The sequence below is a fragment of the Mesorhizobium sp. DCY119 genome (assembly GCF_003590645.1).
Classification (GTDB): domain Bacteria; phylum Pseudomonadota; class Alphaproteobacteria; order Rhizobiales; family Rhizobiaceae; genus Mesorhizobium_M.
The window spans coordinates 2,766,526-2,783,945 of the sequence record NZ_CP031834.1; the positions used below are offsets into that span (position 1 = coordinate 2,766,526).

Here is a 17,420-nt window from a genome sequence, read left to right on the forward strand (position 1 = left end):
CTTTCCTGAAGGCCGGAAACGGCTTTCAGGAAACGGGTTTTCGCCCGTTTCAGATGGACCGCCGGCGGAAGGCGGTCATGTATTGCAAGGCGCGAGATGCAGCGCGCCCCAAGAGAGGCAGCAAGGAGCGACGATGGCCCAGACCCAGACTTTCAATGGCCGCAGACGCGTACGCAAATTCTTCGGGAACATCCCGGAAGTTGCGGAGATGCCGAACCTGATCGAGGTTCAGAAGGCATCTTATGACCAGTTCCTGATGGTGGACGAGCCCAAGGGCGGCCGTCCTGACGAAGGACTGCAGGCCGTTTTCAAGTCGGTCTTCCCGATCTCGGACTTTTCCGGCGCATCGATGCTGGAATTCGTCAAGTACGAGTTCGAGGCACCGAAATTCGACGTTGACGAATGCCGTCAGCGCGACCTGACCTATGCAGCGCCGCTGAAGGTGACGCTGCGCCTTATCGTGTTCGATATCGACGAGGATACCGGCTCCAAGTCCATCAAGGACATCAAGGAGCAGGACGTCTACATGGGCGACATGCCGCTCATGACGCTCAACGGCACCTTCATCATCAACGGCACCGAGCGCGTCATCGTTTCGCAGATGCACCGTTCGCCGGGCGTGTTCTTCGATCACGACAAGGGCAAATCACACTCGTCGGGCAAGCTTTTGTTTGCCGCGCGCGTCATTCCCTATCGTGGTTCGTGGCTCGACATCGAGTTCGACTCGAAGGACGTCGTTCACGCCCGTATCGACCGCCGCCGCAAGATTCCGGTGACGTCGCTGCTGATGGCGCTTGGCATGGACGGTGAAGAGATCCTCTCCACCTTCTACAACAAGATCGAATACAAGCAGTCGGGCGACCATTGGCGCATTCCCTTCACCGTGGATCGCTTCCGCGGCTTGAAGGCTGTCGATGATCTGGTCGATGCCGACACCGGCGAAATCGTCGTCGAAGCCGGCAAGAAGATCACCGCGCGTCAGGCCAAGCAGCTTGCCGACAAGGGTCTGAAGGCCATCAAGGCGACGCAGGACGATCTCTACGGCAGCTATCTGGCTGAAGACGTGGTTGATTTCGCGACCGGCGAAATCTTCCTCGAAGCCGGCGACGAGATCGACGAGAAGACGCTGAAGGTTCTGCTCTCGACGGGCGCTGAGGAATTCACCGTTCTCGACATCGATCACATCAATGTCGGCGGCTATATCCGCAACACGCTCGCCGTCGACAAGAACGAAAGCCGCCAGGACGCGCTGTTCGACATCTACCGCGTCATGCGTCCGGGTGAGCCGCCCACCATCGACACTGCCGAAGCGATGTTCAATTCGCTGTTCTTCGATGCCGACCGCTACGACCTTTCGGCCGTCGGCCGCGTCAAGATGAACATGCGTCTCGACCTGAAGGCCGAGGACACCGTGCGCGTGCTGCGTAAGGAAGACATCCTTGCCGTGGTCAAGACGCTGGTCGAACTGCGCGACGGCAAGGGCGAGATCGACGACATCGACAATCTCGGCAACCGCCGTGTGCGTTCTGTCGGCGAGCTGATGGAAAACCAGTACCGCGTCGGCCTGCTCCGCATGGAGCGCGCGATCAAGGAACGCATGTCCTCGATCGAGATCGACACGGTCATGCCGCAGGATCTGATCAACGCCAAGCCGGCGGCTGCCGCCGTGCGCGAGTTCTTCGGTTCCTCGCAGCTTTCGCAGTTCATGGATCAGACCAACCCGCTGTCGGAGATCACCCATAAGCGTCGTCTTTCGGCGCTTGGACCCGGTGGTCTGACCCGCGAGCGCGCCGGCTTCGAAGTGCGCGACGTGCACCCGACGCATTACGGCCGCATCTGCCCGATCGAAACGCCGGAAGGCCCGAACATCGGCCTGATCAACTCGCTGGCGACGTTTGCGCGCGTCAACAAGTACGGCTTCATCGAGACGCCTTACCGCAAGATCGTCGACGGCAAGGTGACGCTGGACGTCAGCTACCTCTCGGCGATGGAAGAGTCGAAGCACTATGTCGCGCAGGCTAACGCCTTGCTCGACGAGAACGGCGCTTTCGTCGACGAATTCGTCATTTGCCGCCATGCCGGCGAAGTGATGATGGCGCCGCGCGAAAACGTCGATCTCATGGACGTGTCGCCGAAGCAGCTCGTTTCGGTTGCTGCGGCGCTGATCCCGTTCCTGGAAAACGACGACGCTAACCGCGCTCTGATGGGCTCGAACATGCAGCGTCAGGCTGTGCCGCTGGTGCGCGCCGAAGCGCCGTTCGTCGGCACCGGCATGGAGCCGATCGTCGCCCGTGACTCCGGTGCCGCCATCGGTGCCCGTCGCGGCGGCATCGTCGACCAGGTCGATGCGACGCGTATCGTCATCCGCGCAACGGAAGATCTCGATCCGGGCAAGTCCGGCGTCGATATCTACCGGCTGATGAAGTTCCAGCGTTCGAACCAGAACACCTGCATCAACCAGCGTCCGCTGGTGCGCATGGGCGACCACGTCAACAAGGGCGACATCATTGCCGATGGTCCTTCGACCGATCTCGGCGATCTGGCGCTCGGCCGCAACGTGCTCGTCGCGTTCATGCCGTGGAATGGCTACAACTACGAGGACTCGATCCTGCTCTCCGAGCGTATCGTGGCCGACGACGTCTTCACCTCGATCCACATCGAGGAGTTCGAGGTCATGGCCCGCGACACGAAGCTTGGACCGGAGGAAATCACGCGCGACATTCCGAACGTTTCGGAAGAAGCGCTGAAGAACCTCGACGAAGCCGGCATTGTCTATATCGGTGCGGAAGTGCTGCCGGGCGATATCCTGGTCGGCAAGATCACGCCGAAGGGTGAAAGCCCGATGACGCCGGAAGAAAAGCTTCTGCGCGCCATCTTCGGTGAAAAGGCTTCGGACGTACGTGACACCTCCATGCGCATGCCGCCCGGAACCTACGGTACGGTCGTCGAAGTCCGCGTGTTCAACCGCCACGGCGTCGAAAAAGACGAACGTGCGATGGCGATCGAGCGCGAGGAAATCGAACGTCTGGCCAAGGACCGTGACGACGAGCAGGCAATTCTCGACCGCAACGTCTACAGCCGCCTGAGCGACGTGCTCATCGGCAAGGAAGCGATTGCCGGACCGAAGGGCTTCAAGAAGGGCTCGAGCGTCGGCAAGGACACTCTGGAAGAGTATCCGCGTTCGCAGTGGTGGCAGTTTGCCGTCGAGGACGAGAAGCAGCAGAGCGAACTCGAAGCTCTGCGCGGCCAGTACGACGATTCCAAGAAGGCGCTTGAACAGCGCTTCATGGACAAGGTCGAGAAAGTGCAGCGCGGCGACGAGATGCCGCCCGGCGTCATGAAGATGGTCAAGGTCTTCGTGGCCGTGAAGCGCAAGATGCAGCCCGGCGACAAGATGGCCGGCCGTCACGGCAACAAGGGTGTCGTGTCGCGTATCGTTCCGGTCGAGGACATGCCGTTCCTCGAGGACGGCACGCATGCGGATATCGTGCTCAACCCGCTGGGTGTGCCGAGCCGCATGAATGTCGGCCAGATTCTGGAAACGCATCTGGGCTGGGCTTGCGCCGGCATGGGCAGGAAGATCGGCGAACTGATCGAGGCCTACAAGGCTGGTGGCAATACCGACATCAAGCCGCTGCGGGACGAGATCGAGCACCTGATCCCGGACAACGACCGCAACGAGCCGGTTCGCCAGTTCGACGACGAGTCCATCGTTCGCCTCGGCGAGCAGATGAGGCGCGGCGTCTCCATTGCGACCCCGGTGTTCGACGGCGCGCATGAAGTCCACATCAACGAGATGCTGGAAACTGCGGGCCTTCACTCAAGCGGTCAGTCGCAGCTCTATGACGGGCGTACCGGCGAGCCGTTCGATCGCAAGGTGACGATGGGCTATATCTATATGCTCAAGCTTCACCATCTCGTGGACGACAAGATCCACGCGCGTTCGATCGGACCGTACTCGCTCGTTACCCAGCAGCCGCTGGGCGGCAAGGCGCAGTTCGGTGGCCAGCGCTTCGGCGAAATGGAGGTCTGGGCGCTCGAAGCTTACGGCGCCGCCTACACGCTGCAGGAAATGCTGACCGTGAAGTCGGACGACGTGGCAGGCCGTACCAAGGTCTACGAGGCGATCGTGCGTGGCGACGACTCCTTCGAGGCAGGCATTCCGGAGAGCTTCAACGTTCTCGTCAAGGAAATGCGCTCGCTGGGTCTCAATGTCGAACTGGAAAACACCAGGATCGACGAGCAGCCGACGCGTCTGCCTGACGCTGCCGAATAGGCGAATAAGGCGAACCGCGGAGCGCGATTGCTCTCTGCGGTTCGCCGATAAATTCATGCGGCCGCACGATCGGCCGCTCGTACGGATCCGGTGACGCCAGCGAAGCGGCGGCGATCGAGCGGATCACCCAAGGGGCTAAATCGCCCGGTAATATTCGAATAGGGGCCTTCGGTCCCGAGAAGGAGAACGGCATGAACCAAGAGGTCATGAATCTCTTCAACAACAACGCCCCGGCGCAGGTGTTCGATTCCATCCGGATTTCGCTCGCCAGCCCGGAAAAGATCCTGTCCTGGTCGTTCGGCGAGATCAAGAAGCCGGAGACGATCAACTACCGTACGTTCAAGCCGGAACGCGACGGGTTGTTCTGCGCGCGCATCTTCGGGCCGATCAAGGACTATGAGTGCCTGTGCGGCAAGTACAAGCGCATGAAGTACAAGGGCGTCATCTGCGAAAAGTGCGGCGTGGAAGTCACGCTGTCGCGCGTTCGCCGCGAGCGCATGGGCCATATCGAGCTCGCAGCACCCGTCGCCCACATCTGGTTCCTGAAGTCGCTGCCTTCGCGCATCGGCACGCTGCTCGACATGACGCTCAAGGATATCGAGCGCGTTCTCTATTTCGAGAACTACATCGTCACCGAGCCGGGCCTGACCGCGCTTAAGGAAAACCAGCTTCTTTCCGAAGAAGAATACATGATCGCCGTCGACGAGTATGGCGAGGACCAGTTCACCGCCATGATCGGCGCTGAGGCCATTCATGACCTTCTGGCCGGAATGGACCTGGAGAAGATCGCGGGCGACCTGCGCTCCGAGCTTGCCTCGACCACGTCGGAACTGAAGCAGAAGAAGTATCTCAAGCGCCTGAAGGTGGTCGAGAACTTCATGGAATCCGGCAACCGTCCGGAATGGATGATCATGAAGGTCGTTCCGGTCATCCCGCCGGACCTGCGCCCGCTGGTGCCGCTGGATGGCGGCCGCTTCGCGACGTCCGACCTGAACGATCTCTATCGCCGCGTCATCAACCGTAACAACCGCCTGAAGCGCCTGATCGAGCTTCGCGCGCCGGGCATCATCATCCGCAACGAAAAGCGCATGCTTCAGGAAGCGGTCGATGCATTGTTCGACAACGGCCGCCGCGGCCGTGTCATCACGGGTGCCAACAAGCGTCCGCTGAAGTCGCTGTCCGACATGCTCAAGGGCAAGCAGGGCCGGTTCCGCCAGAACCTGCTCGGCAAGCGCGTCGACTATTCCGGCCGTTCGGTCATCGTGACCGGTCCGGAGCTCAAGCTGCACCAGTGCGGCCTGCCGAAGAAGATGGCGCTCGAGCTGTTCAAGCCGTTCATCTACGCCCGCCTCGACGCCAAGGGTTACTCCTCGACCGTCAAGCAGGCCAAGAAGCTGGTCGAAAAGGAAAAGCCGGAAGTCTGGGATATCCTCGACGAGGTCATCCGCGAGCATCCGGTTCTGCTCAACCGCGCTCCGACGCTTCACCGCCTCGGCATCCAGGCGTTTGAGCCGATCCTGATCGAGGGCAAGGCGATCCAGCTTCACCCGCTGGTCTGCACGGCCTTCAACGCCGACTTCGACGGTGACCAGATGGCCGTTCACGTGCCGCTGTCGCTTGAAGCCCAGCTTGAAGCCCGCGTCCTGATGATGTCGACCAACAACATCCTGCACCCGGCCTCCGGCGCACCGATCATCGTGCCGTCGCAGGACATGGTGCTGGGCCTGTACTACCTGTCGATCGTCAACCAGAACGAGCCGGGCGAGGGCATGGTGTTTGCCGACATGGGCGAACTCCAGCACGCGCTCGAGACCAAGGCTGTTACGCTGCATGCCAAGATCCGTGGCCGTTTCCGTACGGTCGATGCGGAAGGCAACGTCGTGTCGAAGATCCATGACACGACGCCCGGCCGCATGATCATCGGCGAGCTTCTGCCGAAGAACGTCAATGTGCCTTATGAGACCGCCAACCAGGAGATGACCAAGAAGAACATCTCCAAGATGATCGACACGGTCTACCGCCACTGCGGTCAGAAAGAGACGGTCATTTTCTGCGATCGCATCATGGCTCTCGGTTTTGCCCATGCCTGCCGCGCCGGCATTTCGTTCGGCAAGGACGACATGCTGATCCCGGACGCCAAGGAAAAGCTGGTCGCCGACACCGAGGCGCTCGCGAAGGAATATGAGCAGCAGTACAATGACGGCCTGATCACTCAGGGCGAAAAGTACAACAAGGTCGTCGACGCCTGGGCCAAGTGCTCGGAAAAGGTCGCCGACGAGATGATGGCCCGCATCAAGGCCGTCGAGTTCGAGGACAATGGCCGTCAGAAGCCGATGAACTCGATCTATATGATGTCGCATTCGGGTGCGCGTGGTTCGCCCACCCAGATGCGTCAGCTCGCCGGCATGCGCGGCCTGATGGCCAAGCCTTCGGGCGAGATCATCGAAACTCCGATCATCTCGAACTTCAAGGAAGGTCTGACCGTTCTTGAATACTTCAACTCGACCCACGGCGCCCGCAAGGGTCTGGCCGACACCGCGTTGAAGACGGCAAACTCCGGCTACCTGACCCGTCGTCTCGTCGACGTGGCGCAGGATTGCATCGTCAACTCCGTCGACTGCGGCACTGACAAGGGCCTCACCATGCAGCCGATCGTCGATGCCGGCCAGGTTGTTGCTTCGCTCGGACAGCGTGTTCTCGGACGCACGGCGCTCGACGACATCAATCACCCGCTTACGGGTGACCTGATCGTCAAGGCCGGCACTCTGATGGACGAGCGTGACGTCGAGCAGATCGAAAAGGCTGCGATCCAGTCGATCCGCATCCGCTCGGCGCTGACCTGCGAAGTCAAGACCGGCGTCTGCGCCGTCTGCTACGGACGTGACCTTGCCCGCGGTACCCCGGTCAACCAGGGTGAAGCGGTTGGCGTCATCGCCGCGCAGTCGATCGGTGAGCCGGGCACGCAGCTTACCATGCGTACCTTCCACATGGGCGGTACGGCGCAGGTGGTGGACAGCTCGTTCCTTGAAGCCTCGTATGAGGGCAAGGTCGAGATCCGCAACCGCAACGTGGTTCGCAACTCCGACGGCCAGCTCATGGTCATGGGCCGCAACATGGCGGTCCTGATCCTGGACGAAGCCGGCAAGGAACGCGCCACGCACCGCGTCACCTATGGTTCGCGTATCTTCGTGGACGATGGCGACAAGGTGAAGCGCGGCCAGCGTATCGCCGAGTGGGACCCATACACCCGCCCGATCCTCACCGAAATCGAGGGCAGGGTGGTGTTCGAGGATCTGGTCGACGGCATCTCCGTTCAGGAAACGGCCGACGAATCGACCGGCATCACCAAGCGTGAAGTCATCGACTGGCGTTCGACCCCGCGCGGTTCGGACCTCAAGCCGGCGCTCGCGATCCATGATGCCAAGGGCAAGGTCGGCAAGCTCGCCAAGGGCGGCGATGCACGCTTCCTGCTCTCGGTCGAGGCGATCCTTTCGGTCGAACCAGGTTCCATGGTTCGTCCGGGCGACGTGATTGCGCGTATCCCGATGGAAAGCGCGAAGACGAAGGACATCACCGGCGGTCTGCCGCGTGTTGCCGAACTCTTCGAGGCTCGCCGTCCGAAGGATCACGCCATCATCGCCGAGATCGACGGTACGATCCGCTTCGGGCGCGACTACAAGAACAAGCGCCGCATCATCATCGAGCCGCATGACTCGACAATGGAGCCGGTCGAATACCTGATCCCGAAGGGCAAGCCGTTCCATCTTCAGGACGGTGATGCGATCGAAAAGGGCGACTACATCCTCGACGGCAATCCGGCGCCGCACGACATTCTGGCGATCAAGGGCGTGGAGGCTCTGGCCTCGTATCTCGTCAATGAAATCCAGGAAGTCTACCGGTTGCAGGGCGTGTTGATCAACGACAAGCACATCGAGGTGATCGTTCGCCAGATGCTGCAGAAGGTCGAGATCACGGCACAGGGCGACTCGATCTACATCCCGGGCGACCATGTCGACGTGATCGAGTTCGACGAGATCAACGACCGTCTGATCGAGGAAGGCAAGAAGCCTGCAGAAGGCCAGCCGGTGCTGCTCGGCATCACCAAGGCTTCGCTGCAGACGCCGTCCTTCATCTCGGCCGCCTCCTTCCAGGAGACGACCCGCGTGCTCACCGAAGCAGCCGTTGCCGGCAAGACCGACATGCTGCAGGGCCTGAAGGAAAACGTCATCGTCGGCCGTCTCATCCCGGCCGGCACAGGTGGCCAGATGAGCCAGATCCGTCGCATCGCGACGCATCGCGACGAACTTATCCTCGACGAGCGTCGCAAGACGTCCGGCGTGGAAGTCGCCGACCCGATGCTGACCGACATGGTCAACGCAGCTCAGTAAGCTTTTGGGCTGTTGGTAAAGAAATGCCGCCGGGGCGACCCGGCGGCATTTTTGTTTGAGCCCCGATGTCTGTGCGTTGCCGGACACTCCCATATGGGGGGTGACAGCGCATCAGCCGGAAGACGATACTAGCCGGAACGATTGCCGACGGTCGCAGATTCGGGCGGGAAGCCTGCGGCCAGAGTGATCCGAGTGGTTGATCCGTTCGCGGGATCTTGATGCAACAGAGGCAGTCCACTTATTCTGCCTCGGGGACACCGCCAATCTCTGTCCGGGGGCATGGCCGACAACAGGAGAGATGGCTGGGTGTGTTTCGACAATGTCGAACTGCATCGTCTCGTGTGTGACGGTTCCTTGCGCTGCATGGTTTTAGCGCGCAAGCTCGAGGGGGAAGGTTGAGAGATCAGTTTCAGACTACGCGGCTTCGATTGGAGGTCTAACCTCCATCTCCGCGCTTTGGCCGTCCGGCTGTGCCCCATCCGGACGGCCTTTTTGATTCTCGAATCAAGCGCCGAACGGCGCAGAGCCCCTTTCCAGGAACTCAGTTCGCTTCGTTGAAGGTCACGATGGACACATCACCTTCCAGCGCGCCCTGGAAAGCGGACAGATGCGGCTCGTCGTCGGGCTCGCCCTCCATATCGCCGATCTGGTCGAGCTCGGCTTCGGCATAGCCTTCCTTCGCCAGTGCCTCCAAAGCCCGGCGCACCGCCGAATCATCGTCCGGCGCGACCAGCATCACGTGGACACCTTCTGATTTTCCGCCTTTTCTGCGCCAGACTCGGCCTGTGATGATGGTTACGGGGCGTTCTTCGTTGTCGTTCATCAGTGATTCCATTATTCAGGCAGCTATTGTCGTTCTTGAGCGGTTTTTCGCATGAAGATCGGGCAGGGGACAGACAAAAGCGTGTCACTTTCTTTTTCGCAATTGCGAAATCACGAAAGAAAATGTCGCCGACCGCGCCAGAGCCGTTCAAGTCGCGGTTTTGTTAAGATATTTGGGCGGTCGGGCTTGACGATGTTCGAGGTAGCGCGTATTAGCCGCCTCGTCTGAACCCATGTGAGGTCTGGCTTTCCGGCGCGACACGCTCTGGAGTTTGCCTCAAACAAGGTTCGTTTTACGAGCGACTACACATTTCCGGCGTGCATGAGGCGGGTTCCGCTTCCTCTGCTTTTGTTCGGGCGCACCGCGAATTCGCGGTTTGTGGCCCGAATTTGCGTATGGAAATACCGCTTGAAGCCGCCCGTGAATGGGCCCGAGACACGGAATTTGAGAGACAAGAGGGTTTAATGCCTACCGTCAACCAGCTGATCCGCAAGCCGCGCATTGCGCCGGTAAAGCGCAATAAGGTTCCGGCCATGCAGGCCAATCCGCAGAAGCGGGGCGTCTGCACGCGCGTCTATACGACGACGCCGAAGAAGCCGAACTCCGCGCTCCGTAAGGTCGCGAAAATCCGCCTGACCAATGGCTTCGAAGTGATTGGCTACATTCCTGGTGAAGGTCACAACCTTCAGGAGCACTCCGTGGTCATGATCCGCGGCGGCCGCGTGAAGGATCTTCCGGGTGTGCGTTACCACATCATCCGCGGCGTGCTCGACACGCAGGGCGTGAAGAACCGCAAGCAGCGCCGCTCGAAGTACGGCGCCAAGCGTCCGAAATAAGGTTTACCGGCTCAGGCGCCTTTGTTGCCGAGCCTCGAAGTTGAGAGACGAGAACCATGTCCCGACGCCATAGTGCAGAGAAGCGTGAGATCAACCCGGACCCCAAGTTCGGCGATCTGATCGTTACGAAATTCATGAACGCCGTCATGTATGACGGCAAGAAGTCGGTCGCCGAGACGATCGTCTACGGTGCCCTTGATCAGGTTCAGGCCAAGACCAAGCAGGAGCCGGTGACGGTTTTCCATCAGGCGCTCGACAATGTCGCGCCGCACGTCGAGGTTCGTTCGCGCCGCGTCGGTGGTGCAACCTATCAGGTTCCGGTCGACGTCCGTCCGGAGCGCCGTCAGGCGCTTGCCATTCGCTGGCTGATCACTGCTGCTCGCAACCGTAACGAGACGACCATGGTCGACCGTCTGTCGGGCGAACTGATGGATGCTGCCAACAACCGTGGCACCGCCGTCAAGAAGCGTGAAGACACCCATAAGATGGCTGAAGCCAACCGCGCGTTCGCGCACTACCGCTGGTAACGGCGCGAACGGACTTACAGGAAGGCATCCATCATGGCCCGCGAATATAAAATCGAAGACTACCGCAATTTCGGCATCATGGCGCATATCGACGCCGGCAAGACGACGACGACCGAGCGCGTCCTCTATTACACGGGCAAGTCGCACAAGATCGGCGAAGTCCATGACGGCGCTGCTACCATGGACTGGATGGAGCAGGAGCAGGAGCGTGGTATCACCATCACCTCCGCTGCTACGACGACCTACTGGAAGGGTCGCGACGGCAAGATGCGCCGCTTCAACATCATCGACACGCCCGGCCACGTCGATTTCACCATTGAAGTCGAGCGCTCGCTGCGCGTTCTCGACGGCGCGATCGCTCTTCTGGATGCGAACGCCGGTGTCGAGCCGCAGACGGAAACCGTCTGGCGCCAGGCTGACAAGTATCATGTCCCGCGCATGATTTTCTGCAACAAGATGGACAAGATCGGCGCCGATTTCTATCGCTCGGCCGAAATGATCAAGACCCGTCTTGGCGCCACCGCCATTGTCATGCAGTTGCCGATCGGCGCTGAGACCGAATTCAAGGGCGTTGTCGATCTGATCGAGATGAACGCGCTGGTCTGGCGCGATGAGAGCCTGGGCGCTGCCTGGGACGTCGTCGAAATCCCGGCCGATCTCAAGGACCGTGCTGAAGAGTACCGCGAGCGTATGATCGAGACGGCCGTCGAAATGGACGAGACCGCGCTTGAGAACTACCTCGATGGCAAGATGCCGACGAATGACGAACTGCGCGCTCTGATCCGCAAGGGCACGATCGCCGTCAAGTTCTTCCCGATGTTCTGCGGCTCGGCCTTCAAGAACAAGGGCGTTCAGCCGCTGCTCGACGCTGTTGTCGAGTTCCTGCCTTCGCCGATCGACGTTCCGGCGATCAAGGGTATCGATCCCAAGACCGAAGCCGACATGGTTCGCCTGCCGAACGATGAAGAGCCTCTGTCGATGCTGGCCTTCAAGGTCATGAACGACCCGTTCGTTGGCTCGCTGACTTTCTGCCGCATCTACTCCGGCAAGGTCGCCAAGGGCGCTTCGCTCGAGAACACCGTCAAGGGCAAGAAAGAGCGCATCGGCCGCATGCTGCAGATGCATTCCAACTCGCGCTCCGACATCGAAGAGGCCTACGCCGGCGACATCGTCGCTCTGGCTGGTCTCAAGGAGACGACCACTGGCGATACGCTTTGCGATCCGCTGAAGCCGGTTATCCTTGAGCGCATGGAATTCCCCGAGCCGGTCATCCAGATCGCGATCGAGCCGAAGACCAAGGGCGACCAGGAAAAGATGGGCCTCGCGCTGCATCGCCTGGCTGCCGAGGATCCGTCCTTCCGCGTCAAGACTGACGAAGAGTCGGGCCAGACCATCATCGCCGGCATGGGCGAGCTTCACCTCGACATCATCGTCGATCGCATGAAGCGCGAATACAAGGTCGAGGCCAATGTCGGCGCGCCGCAGGTTGCGTATCGCGAAACCATCACGCGTACTCACGAGCAGGACTACACCCACAAGAAGCAGTCGGGTGGTACCGGTCAGTTCGCCCGCGTCAAGATCGTGTTCGAGCCGAACCCCGAAGGCGAAGATTTCGTGTTCGAGTCCAAGATCGTTGGCGGTGCGGTTCCCAAGGAATACGTACCGGGTGTCGAAAAGGGCATTCGCAGCGTTCTGTCGTCCGGTCCTTTCGCAGGCTTCCCGATGATCGCCGTCAAGGCGACCCTCATCGACGGTGCCTTCCACGATGTCGACTCCTCGGTTCTGGCGTTCGAAATCGCTGGTCGTGCGTGTCTTCGCGAAGCTGCCCCGAAGCTCGGCGTTCAGCTGCTCGAGCCGGTCATGAAGGTCGAAGTCGTGACGCCGGAAGACTATGTCGGCAGCGTTATCGGCGATCTGAACAGCCGTCGTGGCCAGATCCAGGGCCAGGAAAGCCGTGGTGTCGCCGTGGTCGTCAATGCGATGGTCCCGCTGGCCAACATGTTCAAATATGTGGACAGCCTGCGCTCGATGTCGCAGGGCCGCGCCCAGTACTCGATGACTTTCGACCACTACGAAGCGGTTCCGACTGCAGTGGCTCAGGAAGTTCAGAAGAAATACGCGTAATTCCGAGGAATTGCGTCTGTAAGTTAATTCAACGCCCTAACGGGCTGCAAGGAATGGAGACTTCACATGGCTAAGAGTAAATTTGAGCGCAACAAGCCGCATGTGAACATTGGCACGATTGGTCACGTTGACCATGGCAAGACGTCATTGACGGCTGCGATTACGAAGTATTTTGGCGAGTTCAAGGCGTATGACCAGATCGACGCTGCACCTGAAGAGAAGGCGCGCGGCATCACGATCTCGACGGCGCATGTCGAGTACGAGACGCCGAACCGTCACTACGCTCACGTCGACTGCCCCGGCCACGCCGACTATGTGAAGAACATGATCACCGGTGCTGCCCAGATGGACGGCGCGATCCTGGTTGTTTCGGCAGCTGACGGCCCGATGCCGCAGACCCGCGAGCACATCCTGCTCGCCCGTCAGGTCGGCGTGCCTTCGATCGTCGTGTTCCTGAACAAGGTCGACCAGGTCGACGACGCCGAGCTGCTCGAGCTGGTCGAGCTGGAAGTTCGCGAGCTTCTGTCGAAGAACGAATTCCCGGGCGACGACATTCCGATCGTCAAGGGTTCGGCTCTGGCTGCTCTTGAAGATTCCGACAAGAAGATCGGCGAAGACGCGATCCGCGAACTGATGGCAGCTGTCGACGCTTACATCCCGACGCCTGAGCGTCCGATCGACCAGCCGTTCCTGATGCCGATCGAAGACGTGTTCTCGATCTCGGGCCGTGGCACGGTTGTGACCGGCCGCGTCGAGCGCGGCATCGTCAAGGTTGGCGAAGAACTCGAGATCGTCGGCATCCGCGCGACGTCGAAGACGACCTGCACGGGCGTCGAGATGTTCCGCAAGCTGCTCGACCAGGGTCAGGCCGGCGACAACATCGGCGCGTTGCTGCGCGGCGTTGATCGCGAAGGCGTGGAGCGCGGCCAGGTTCTGGCCAAGCCGGGTTCGGTCAAGCCGCACAAGAAGTTCAAGGCCGAAGCCTACATCCTGACGAAGGAAGAGGGTGGCCGTCATACGCCGTTCTTCACCAACTACCGTCCGCAGTTCTATTTCCGTACGACGGACGTGACGGGCATCGTGCAGTTGGCCGAAGGCACCGAAATGGTGATGCCGGGCGACAATGTGACGGTCGATGTCGAACTGATCGTGCCGATCGCGATGGAAGAGAAGCTCCGCTTCGCCATCCGTGAAGGCGGCCGCACCGTCGGTGCCGGCGTCGTCGTCACCATCGTCGAATAAGTAATTAACCGATCTGTCGCGGGCGCGGTAAAAGCCCGCGCCGCGCCAGAACAAGGAAGTGACGCATGAACGGACAGAATATCCGCATCCGCCTGAAGGCGTTTGATCATCGGGTGCTCGACGCCTCGACGCGCGAAATCGTGTCGACGGCAAAGCGCACCGGCGCCAATGTTCGCGGGCCCATTCCGCTGCCGACCCGGATCGAGAAGTTCACTGTGAACCGCTCGCCCCACGTCGACAAGAAGAGCCGCGAGCAGTTCGAGATGCGCACGCACAAGCGTCTGCTGGACATCGTCGATCCGACCCCGCAGACCGTCGATGCTCTGATGAAGCTCGACCTCGCCGCAGGTGTCGACGTCGAAATCAAGCTCTAAGAGCTAACATGAGCCGGGCGAGCAGACCCAAACGGCTCCTCTGAAGGAAAACGAACCGATGCGTTCAGGTGTTATCGCACAGAAGTTGGGCATGACCCGCATCTATAATGATGCTGGCGAGCATGTGCCCGTTACGGTTCTCCGCATGGAGAACTGCCAGGTCGTGGCTCAGCGCACGAAAGAGAAGAATGGCTACACGGCCGTTCAGCTCGGCGTTGGTCTGGCCAAGGTCAAGAACACGTCGAAGGCGATGCGCGGTCATTTCGCTGCCGCCTCCGTCGAGCCGAAGTCGAAGGTTGCCGAATTCCGCGTGTCGGACGACAACATGCTTGACGTCGGCGTCGAAATCACCGTTGAGCATTACGTCCCCGGCCAGAAGGTCGACGTGACGGGCACCTCGACGGGTAAGGGTTTCCAGGGTGTCATGAAGCGCCACAACTTCGGTGGTGGCCGCGCGACCCACGGTAACTCGGTTTCGCACCGTGCACACGGTTCGACCGGTCAGCGTCAGGACCCGGGCAAGGTGTTCAAGGGTAAGAAGATGGCCGGTCACATGGGTGCTACCCGCGTGACCACGCAGAACGTCGAGGTCGTTTCGACCGACACGGACCGCGGCCTGATCCTGATCCGCGGCGCCGTTCCCGGCACCAAGGGCGCCTGGATCCTGGTTCGCGACGCCGCCAAGGAAGCACTGCCGGAAAACGCTCCGAAGCCGGCTGGCATTCGTGCCGGGCAGAAGACTGAAGCTTCCGCCAAAGAAGGAGCTGAATAATGGATCTCAAGATTTCAACGCTTGGCGGCGAAGATGCCGGCAAGGTGAAACTCTCCGAGGAGATTTTCGGCCTTGATCCGCGCGAAGACATTTTGCAGCGCGTCGTGCGCTGGCAGCTTGCCAAGAAGCAGCAGGGCACGCACAAGGCCAAGGGCCGCGCCGAAATCGCGCGTACCGGTGCCAAGATGTACAAGCAGAAGGGTACGGGCCGCGCTCGTCACCATTCGGCTCGCGCTCCGCAGTTCCGCGGCGGCGGCAAGGCCCACGGCCCGGTTGTCCGCAGCCATGAGCACGACCTTCCCAAGAAGGTCCGCGCTCTCGGCCTGAAGCACGCTCTTTCGGCCAAGCTGAAGGCGTCCAACCTGATCATCGTCGATGATCTGGCGATGTCCGAAGCCAAGACGAAGGCCCTGGTGACGAACTTCGCCAAGCTCGGCCTGACCAACGCACTGGTGATCGGCGGTGCCGAGCTTGACGTGAACTTCAAGCGCGCTGCGTCGAACATTCCGAACATCGACGTGCTGCCCATCCAGGGCATCAACGTCTACGACATTCTGCGCCGCGGCACGCTGGTCCTTTCGAAGGCCGCCGTCGAGGCCCTCGAGGAGCGCTTCAAATGACGGATCTCCGCCACTACGACGTGATCGTCTCGCCGGCGATCACCGAAAAGTCGACCATGGCTTCCGAACAGAACCAGGTCGTCTTCAATGTCGCCAAGAAGGCGACGAAGCCGGAAATCAAGGCTGCGATCGAAGCGCTGTTCAGCGTCAAGGTCACGGCGGTCAACACGCTGGTCCGCAAGGGCAAGGTGAAGCGTTTCCGCGGCACGATTGGCCGTCAGAGCGACGTGAAGAAGGCGATTGTGACGCTGGCCGACGGCCAGTCGATCGACGTCGCGACGGGTCTCTGACAGGCGCGAGGACAGAACAATGGCACTCAAGAAATTCAAGCCGGTAACGCCAAGCCTTCGCCAACTGGTCATCGTCGACCGCTCGGCGCTGTACAAGGGCAAGCCGGTCAAGGGTCTGACCGAAGGCCTGACCAAGTCGGGCGGCCGCAACAACTACGGTCGTATCACGGCTCGCTTCATCGGCGGCGGTCATAAGCGTTCGTATCGCATCATCGACTTCAAGCGTCGCAAGTTCGACGTGTCGGCGACTGTGGAACGCCTCGAGTACGATCCGAACCGCACGGCTTTCATCGCGCTGATCAAGTATGACGATGGCGAGCTGAACTACATCCTGGCGCCGCAGCGCCTCGCCGTTGGCGACAAGGTCATCGCCGGCGAGAGCGTCGACGTGAAGCCGGGCAATGCGATGCCACTGGGTTCGATGCCGGTTGGCACGATCGTCCACAATGTCGAGCTGAAGCCCGGCAAGGGCGGCCAGATCGCACGTTCGGCAGGTGCCTATGCACAGCTCGTCGGCCGCGATCAGGGCATGGCTATCCTTCGCCTGAACTCTGGTGAACAGCGCGTCGTGCACGGTTCGTGCATCGCGACTGTCGGAGCGGTCTCCAATCCGGACCACTCCAACATCAACGACGGCAAGGCAGGTCGCACTGTCTGGCGCGGCAAGCGCCCGCATAACCGCGGCGTCACCATGAACCCGGTCGACCATCCGCACGGCGGTGGTGAAGGCCGCACCTCTGGTGGTCGTAACCCGGTTACCCCGTGGGGCAAGCCGACCAAGGGCAAGAAGACGCGGTCCAACAAGGCGACCGACAAGTTCATCCTGCGCTCGCGCCATCAGCGCAAGAGCTAAAGAGAGGTAGTCTGACGTGACCCGTTCAGTTTGGAAAGGCCCGTTCATCGACGGCTTTCTTCTCAAGAAAGCCGAGAAGGTGCGCGAGGGCGGCCGTAGTGAAGTGATCAAGACCTGGAGCCGTCGCTCCACGGTTCTGCCGCAGTTCGTCGGCTTGACCTTCGGTGTCTACAACGGCCAGAAGCATATCCCGGTCTCCGTGTCTGAAGACATGGTCGGCCACAAGTTGGGCGAATTCGCCCCGACGCGGACCTATTACGGTCACGGCGCGGACAAGAAAGCGAAGAGGAAGTAA

At 60.7% G+C, this 17,420-nt stretch carries 13 protein-coding genes; 12 read left to right on the forward strand and 1 reads right to left on the reverse strand.

Translation table 11 applies throughout. From position 1 onward, the window contains the following. Nucleotides 1–133: 133 nt before the first annotated feature. Together rpoB and rpoC are read left to right on the forward strand one after the other, a co-directional pair. Nucleotides 134–4,276: a DNA-directed RNA polymerase subunit beta gene (gene rpoB, locus DZG07_RS13470; protein ID WP_119817793.1), complete on the forward strand. Its 4,143-nt coding sequence runs from the start codon at nt 134–136 to the stop codon at nt 4,274–4,276. A 191-nt stretch (nt 4,277–4,467) separates the two neighbouring features. After that, nucleotides 4,468–8,664, forward strand: coding sequence for a DNA-directed RNA polymerase subunit beta' (gene rpoC, locus DZG07_RS13475; protein ID WP_091918818.1), 4,197 nt, complete (start codon nt 4,468–4,470; stop codon nt 8,662–8,664). Between the two features lie 541 nt (nt 8,665–9,205). Here the strand turns inward: rpoC and DZG07_RS13480 are convergent. Then, a complete protein-coding gene (locus DZG07_RS13480; protein ID WP_091918821.1) occupies nt 9,206–9,487 on the reverse strand; it encodes a transcriptional regulator in 282 nt (93 codons plus the stop codon). Between the two features lie 464 nt (nt 9,488–9,951). Here DZG07_RS13480 and rpsL point away from each other — a divergent pair, with 464 nt between their 5' ends. The 10 genes from rpsL to rpsS all read left to right on the forward strand — a co-directional run bounded on the left by rpsL (nt 9,952) and on the right by rpsS (nt 17,420). Continuing rightward, nucleotides 9,952–10,323 carry a 30S ribosomal protein S12 gene (rpsL, locus tag DZG07_RS13485; RefSeq protein WP_008837709.1) on the forward strand — a complete coding sequence of 124 codons (372 nt, stop codon included), beginning with the start codon at nt 9,952–9,954 and terminating at the stop codon, nt 10,321–10,323. A 56-nt stretch (nt 10,324–10,379) separates the two neighbouring features. Continuing rightward, nucleotides 10,380–10,850 (forward strand): 30S ribosomal protein S7, encoded by a 471-nt coding sequence (gene rpsG, locus DZG07_RS13490; RefSeq protein WP_056116530.1) that lies wholly within the window; start codon nt 10,380–10,382, stop codon nt 10,848–10,850. Nucleotides 10,851–10,883: 33 nt separating this feature from the next. Then, a complete protein-coding gene (gene fusA / locus DZG07_RS13495; protein ID WP_091918819.1) occupies nt 10,884–12,974 on the forward strand; it encodes an elongation factor G in 2,091 nt (696 codons plus the stop codon). 66 nt (nt 12,975–13,040) lie between these two features. After that, entirely contained in the window at nt 13,041–14,216 is a 1,176-nt protein-coding gene (gene tuf, locus DZG07_RS13500) for an elongation factor Tu (RefSeq protein WP_091913560.1), read from the forward strand. Between the two features lie 65 nt (nt 14,217–14,281). Further along, on the forward strand, nt 14,282–14,590 hold the full coding sequence (rpsJ, locus tag DZG07_RS13505) for a 30S ribosomal protein S10 (RefSeq protein WP_006205468.1): 309 nt from the start codon (nt 14,282–14,284) through the stop codon (nt 14,588–14,590). Nucleotides 14,591–14,648: 58 nt separating this feature from the next. Next, the gene (rplC, locus tag DZG07_RS13510; RefSeq protein WP_091913561.1) at nt 14,649–15,362 is read left to right on the forward strand and encodes a 50S ribosomal protein L3; all 714 of its coding nucleotides are present in this window, start codon (nt 14,649–14,651) and stop codon (nt 15,360–15,362) included. After that, complete coding sequence (gene rplD / locus DZG07_RS13515; protein WP_091913562.1) at nt 15,362–15,982, forward strand: 50S ribosomal protein L4; 621 nt, start codon at nt 15,362–15,364, stop codon at nt 15,980–15,982. The genes rplC and rplD overlap by 1 nt, the downstream gene beginning before the upstream one ends. Continuing rightward, entirely contained in the window at nt 15,979–16,272 is a 294-nt protein-coding gene (locus DZG07_RS13520; RefSeq protein ID WP_091913563.1) for a 50S ribosomal protein L23, read from the forward strand. Before rplD ends, DZG07_RS13520 begins: the two co-directional genes overlap by 4 nt. Before the next feature lie 19 nt (nt 16,273–16,291). Beyond that, nucleotides 16,292–17,125 carry a 50S ribosomal protein L2 gene (gene rplB / locus DZG07_RS13525; RefSeq protein WP_091913564.1) on the forward strand — a complete coding sequence of 278 codons (834 nt, stop codon included), beginning with the start codon at nt 16,292–16,294 and terminating at the stop codon, nt 17,123–17,125. 16 nt (nt 17,126–17,141) lie between these two features. Beyond that, complete coding sequence (gene rpsS / locus DZG07_RS13530) at nt 17,142–17,420, forward strand: 30S ribosomal protein S19 (protein WP_091913565.1); 279 nt, start codon at nt 17,142–17,144, stop codon at nt 17,418–17,420.

Coding starts and splice junctions, on each gene's coding strand:
- rpoB (WP_119817793.1), top strand. CDS start 134: ATGGCCCAGACCCAGACTTTCAATGGCCGCAGACGCGTACGCAAATTC.
- rpoC (WP_091918818.1), top strand. CDS start 4,468: ATGAACCAAGAGGTCATGAATCTCTTCAACAACAACGCCCCGGCGCAG.
- DZG07_RS13480 (WP_091918821.1), bottom strand. CDS start 9,487: ATGAACGACAACGAAGAACGCCCCGTAACCATCATCACAGGCCGAGTC.
- rpsL (WP_008837709.1), top strand. CDS start 9,952: ATGCCTACCGTCAACCAGCTGATCCGCAAGCCGCGCATTGCGCCGGTA.
- rpsG (WP_056116530.1), top strand. CDS start 10,380: ATGTCCCGACGCCATAGTGCAGAGAAGCGTGAGATCAACCCGGACCCC.
- fusA (WP_091918819.1), top strand. CDS start 10,884: ATGGCCCGCGAATATAAAATCGAAGACTACCGCAATTTCGGCATCATG.
- tuf (WP_091913560.1), top strand. CDS start 13,041: ATGGCTAAGAGTAAATTTGAGCGCAACAAGCCGCATGTGAACATTGGC.
- rpsJ (WP_006205468.1), top strand. CDS start 14,282: ATGAACGGACAGAATATCCGCATCCGCCTGAAGGCGTTTGATCATCGG.
- rplC (WP_091913561.1), top strand. CDS start 14,649: ATGCGTTCAGGTGTTATCGCACAGAAGTTGGGCATGACCCGCATCTAT.
- rplD (WP_091913562.1), top strand. CDS start 15,362: ATGGATCTCAAGATTTCAACGCTTGGCGGCGAAGATGCCGGCAAGGTG.
- DZG07_RS13520 (WP_091913563.1), top strand. CDS start 15,979: ATGACGGATCTCCGCCACTACGACGTGATCGTCTCGCCGGCGATCACC.
- rplB (WP_091913564.1), top strand. CDS start 16,292: ATGGCACTCAAGAAATTCAAGCCGGTAACGCCAAGCCTTCGCCAACTG.